This window comes from uncultured Methylobacterium sp., assembly GCF_964251405.1.
Classification (GTDB): Bacteria; Pseudomonadota; Alphaproteobacteria; order Rhizobiales; family Beijerinckiaceae; genus Methylobacterium.
Window position 1 is genome coordinate 43,112 of the sequence record NZ_CAXUJR010000019.1, and the last position, 3,499, is coordinate 46,610.

4 protein-coding genes are annotated in these 3,499 nt (G+C 66.5%); 3 read left to right on the forward strand and 1 reads right to left on the reverse strand.

The features are described 5' to 3' along the window. Both ACFE7U_RS05795 and ACFE7U_RS05800 read left to right on the forward strand, forming a co-directional pair. The coding region (locus tag ACFE7U_RS05795) for a xanthine dehydrogenase family protein molybdopterin-binding subunit (protein ID WP_375408779.1) at positions 1–1,541 on the forward strand (1,541 nt) is incomplete at its 5' end. A 124-nt stretch (positions 1,542–1,665) separates the two neighbouring features. Continuing rightward, the gene (locus ACFE7U_RS05800; RefSeq protein ID WP_375408780.1) at positions 1,666–2,043 is read left to right on the forward strand and encodes a hypothetical protein; all 378 of its coding nucleotides are present in this window, start codon (positions 1,666–1,668) and stop codon (positions 2,041–2,043) included. Positions 2,044–2,092: 49 nt separating this feature from the next. On the opposite strand, the gene ACFE7U_RS05805 is transcribed toward ACFE7U_RS05800, so the two are convergent. After that, complete coding sequence (locus ACFE7U_RS05805; protein ID WP_375408781.1) at positions 2,093–2,314, reverse strand: hypothetical protein; 222 nt, start codon at positions 2,312–2,314, stop codon at positions 2,093–2,095. A gap of 388 nt (positions 2,315–2,702) precedes the next feature. Between ACFE7U_RS05805 and ACFE7U_RS05810 the strand changes: the two genes are divergently transcribed. After that, positions 2,703–2,888 carry a hypothetical protein gene (locus ACFE7U_RS05810; RefSeq protein ID WP_375408782.1) on the forward strand — a complete coding sequence of 62 codons (186 nt, stop codon included), beginning with the start codon at positions 2,703–2,705 and terminating at the stop codon, positions 2,886–2,888. Positions 2,889–3,499: the final 611 nt, after the last annotated feature.

Sequence of the window (3,499 nt, forward strand, 5' to 3'; positions counted from 1 at the left end):
ACGACAGCGAGGCGAAGAAGGTCCCCGGTGTCGTGAAGATCTTCACGATCCCCGCCCCCCCGATCCCGTCCGAGTTCCAGCCGCTCGGCGGCGTCGCCGTCATTGCGAAGAACACCTGGGCGGCGATGAAGGCCCGCGAGGCCCTCAAGATCACTTGGGACGATGGGCCGAACGCGACCTACGATTCCGTCGCCTTCCGAGCCGAGTTGGAGAAGGCGGCGCGCGCGCCCGGCAAGGTCGTGCGCAACCAGGGCGACGTCGATGGCACGATGGCGAAGGCCAAGCAGCGCATCGAGGCCGAATACTTCGTGCCCCACCTCGTCCAGGCGCCGATGGAGCCGCCCGCCGCAACGGTGCGGATCAAGGACGGGTTCTGCGAGGCCTGGGCCAACACACAGGCGCCGCAGGCGACCCATGACAGGCTCGCTAAGGCGCTGGCGCTGCCCGCCGACAAGGTCCGGGTGAATGTGACGCTGCTCGGCGGCGGATTCGGGCGCAAGTCGAAGCCCGACTACGTCGTCGAGGCGGCCCTGTGCAGCCGCGAGGTCGACGGCGCGCCGGTCAAGCTGATCTGGACCCGCGAGGACGACCTCCACCACGGCTACTACCACACCATCTCGGTGGAGCGCCTGGAAGCCGGGCTCGATGCCAAGGGCATGCCGGTGGCCTGGCTGCATCGTTCGGCGGCACCGACGATCGGCTCGATCTTCGCCCCCGGCGCCAAGAATCAGCTGCCGTTCGAGCTCGGCATGGGTCTCACCAACATGCCGCTCGCGATTCCGAACGTCCGGCTGGAGAACCCGGAGGCCGAGGCGCATGTGCGGATCGGCTGGTTCCGTTCGGTCTCGAACATCCCGCACGCCTTCGCGATCCAGTCCTTCATCGCCGAACTGGCGCATGCGGCGGGGCGAGACCCGAAGGACTATCTCCTCGACCTCATCGGCCCGGATCGGACCATCGATCCGACCACACTCGGCGACGTGTGGAACTACGGTGAGGACCCGGCCCGCTATCCCATCGAGACGGCGCGCCTGCGCCGGGTCATCGAGACGGCGGCCAAGGGCGCGGGCTGGGGCCGCAAGCTCCCGAGCGGCCGGGGCCTGGGGATCGCGGGTCATTACAGCTTCGTCACCTACACGGCGGTGGCGGCGGAGGTGGAGGTCGATTCCAAGGGCACGGTCTCGGTCAAGCGGGTCGACATCGCCGTCGATTGCGGGCCGCAGGTGAACCCGGAGCGGGTGCGCTCGCAGATGGAGGGCGCCGTTGTGATGGGCATGGGCCTCGCGCTCTCGGCCGAGATCACGTTCCAGAACGGGCGAGCCCAGCAGAACAACTTCGACGGATACGAGATCACCCGCATCGATGCGGCCCCGAAGGAACTGCACGTCCATCTGCTGCCGTCGAGCGATTACGGCAAGCCGCTCGGCGGCGTCGGCGAGCCCGGCGTGCCGCCGGTGGCGCCGGCCATCGCCAACGCGGTGTTTGCCGCCACCGGACGGCGCATCCGCCAGTTGCCGATCCGCAACCAGCTCAGCGCCTGAACCATCGCCTTCTCCGGTCGCCCGACCAGGGAAGGCGGACCTTCGACGAAATTCGGGGGTTGGTGGAGAGAACCGCTGTCCCAAGGCAGCGCGACCCTCGGCATCAGCTCAAGGACACTTCGCCATGACGCGACTCGCAACGCTCGCGACCGCCCTGACCACCCTCATCGCCGCGACGCCGGTCTTGGCTTCGCCCTGCGGCGAGGCCATCGCCTCCCTCGAGAGCAAGGTGAAGGATCAGGCCGCCACCGCGATCTCGGCCTCCACCAGCGGCAAGGCGGCGGCAGGCGCCCGCGAAGGCCAGGGCCAGGACGGTCAGGGAGGTGCTGCGGCACCCGCCGCCTCGCCGGAACAAACGGCGCAGGCCGGCGAAGGCGGCGACAGGGCGATGCAAGCTAAAGTCGCCCTGGACGAAGCCCGCACCGCCGACAAGAAGGGTGACCGGGCCGCTTGCGAGGCTGCGATCGGCCGCGCCCGCGGCCACCTCGCCGCGGCTCCCTGAGAGAATGGCTCCCTGAGGAGAAAGGCCCTCCGAAGAGAGCGGCTCACCCTCAGGCAGCGGCGCCGAGGGCATGGGTGTTGCCGTACAATCCGGCACAAAGATCGTCGACTTCCGCAAGATCAAGGGCATCGCCCGAATGAGATGCGATCGCGTCGATCAAATGGTCATGCCGAGGGTCAAAGGGATGACCCTGCAGGCGATAGTATTGATAGTAGCGCAATGCTGCAAGAACAGTGTCACGCTCGCTGGAGGTGAGTGTGATATTCTGCATCGTCAGGTTTTTCCCCTTATCACGCAGTGGCCACCCAGCGATTCAGCTTGCTGATTCGTCGAGCTTGAGCGGTTACTAACCCCGGCTCTGCCCGGCCGTCTATCACCTGAAGCGAACTCAAAAGAGGGATGAGGTGGAACGAACCGACGTCATCGGACACAAGCCTTTGTGTCGCCGTCGCTTCCTGTCCGCAGTCCCCGTCCGGGTTTTTTTTGACGCTCCGGGGTGCCGAATAAGCTTGACAGAACGGCGTTCCTTTTCTGCCCAGAAGCGACTCCGCCGAGGCGATGCCACGCTCCCTCGGGTCACGTTTCGTCAACCCTAGGATGACATTCTGCGGTGGGGATCGCGGTCGTGCCGGCGTCCCGCTTGGAGCGAGAGTTCGGTGGTGAAGACGCAGAGCGACGCCAAGCACCAGCCTGCTGAGCCCGAGCCACGAAAGCCGCCGCTCGATGCGCGTATCCGAGGCCGGCTCGGGGAAGGCATGCGTGCCCTCTTCGCCGACACCGTGACCCAAGCGCCGACCAGCCAGATGGCGCAGCTCCTAGAACGCCTCGACAAGCCCAAGCCCTGATCCAAGTCCTGAGTGACCGGAAGTCCTGAGTGACCGGAAGTCCTGAGTGACCGAAAGCGGAGCGGCCGGGACTTCACCTCCCGTTCAGTTGCACGAGCTAGAGAGGGGGCCTACCGGCCCTTCGATCACGCGATGCCCACCACAGCCATGACCGTCCTCATTCTCGTCGTCGCCGGCAACGTCCTGCTCGCGGGGTTCTTCTCGCTGATCGCCCTCGCGGCCGACTGAGAGCGCAGAGACGCGCGATCTCGCTCAGCCATCGCCCACGCGCTCATATCAACCGATCCTCCGAGGGCGATGTCTCAAAGGGCATCGTCGTCAACGTCCGGCGAAGCTGTGACCGGGGGTCAGGTTGCACCGCCGGGACGCGACGGCCATGATGGACCGTGCAGGTGTGAGACGTTGCGGATCCTCGGCTTGCTGGCTCTGAGGGGAGACAACGATGCTGTCGATTGATCGTGTCCGGACGACGACCTTGAACCTGCTTGGTCTCGGACCAGGCGGCCGGGCTACAGGTGCGGAACCGAACCCGTCCCAGGCCCTCCCGGATCGCGGTGATCATGGCGAGGAGGCCGACCCTTCGGCCTCTCGCACCGATCCGTTCTCCCCCG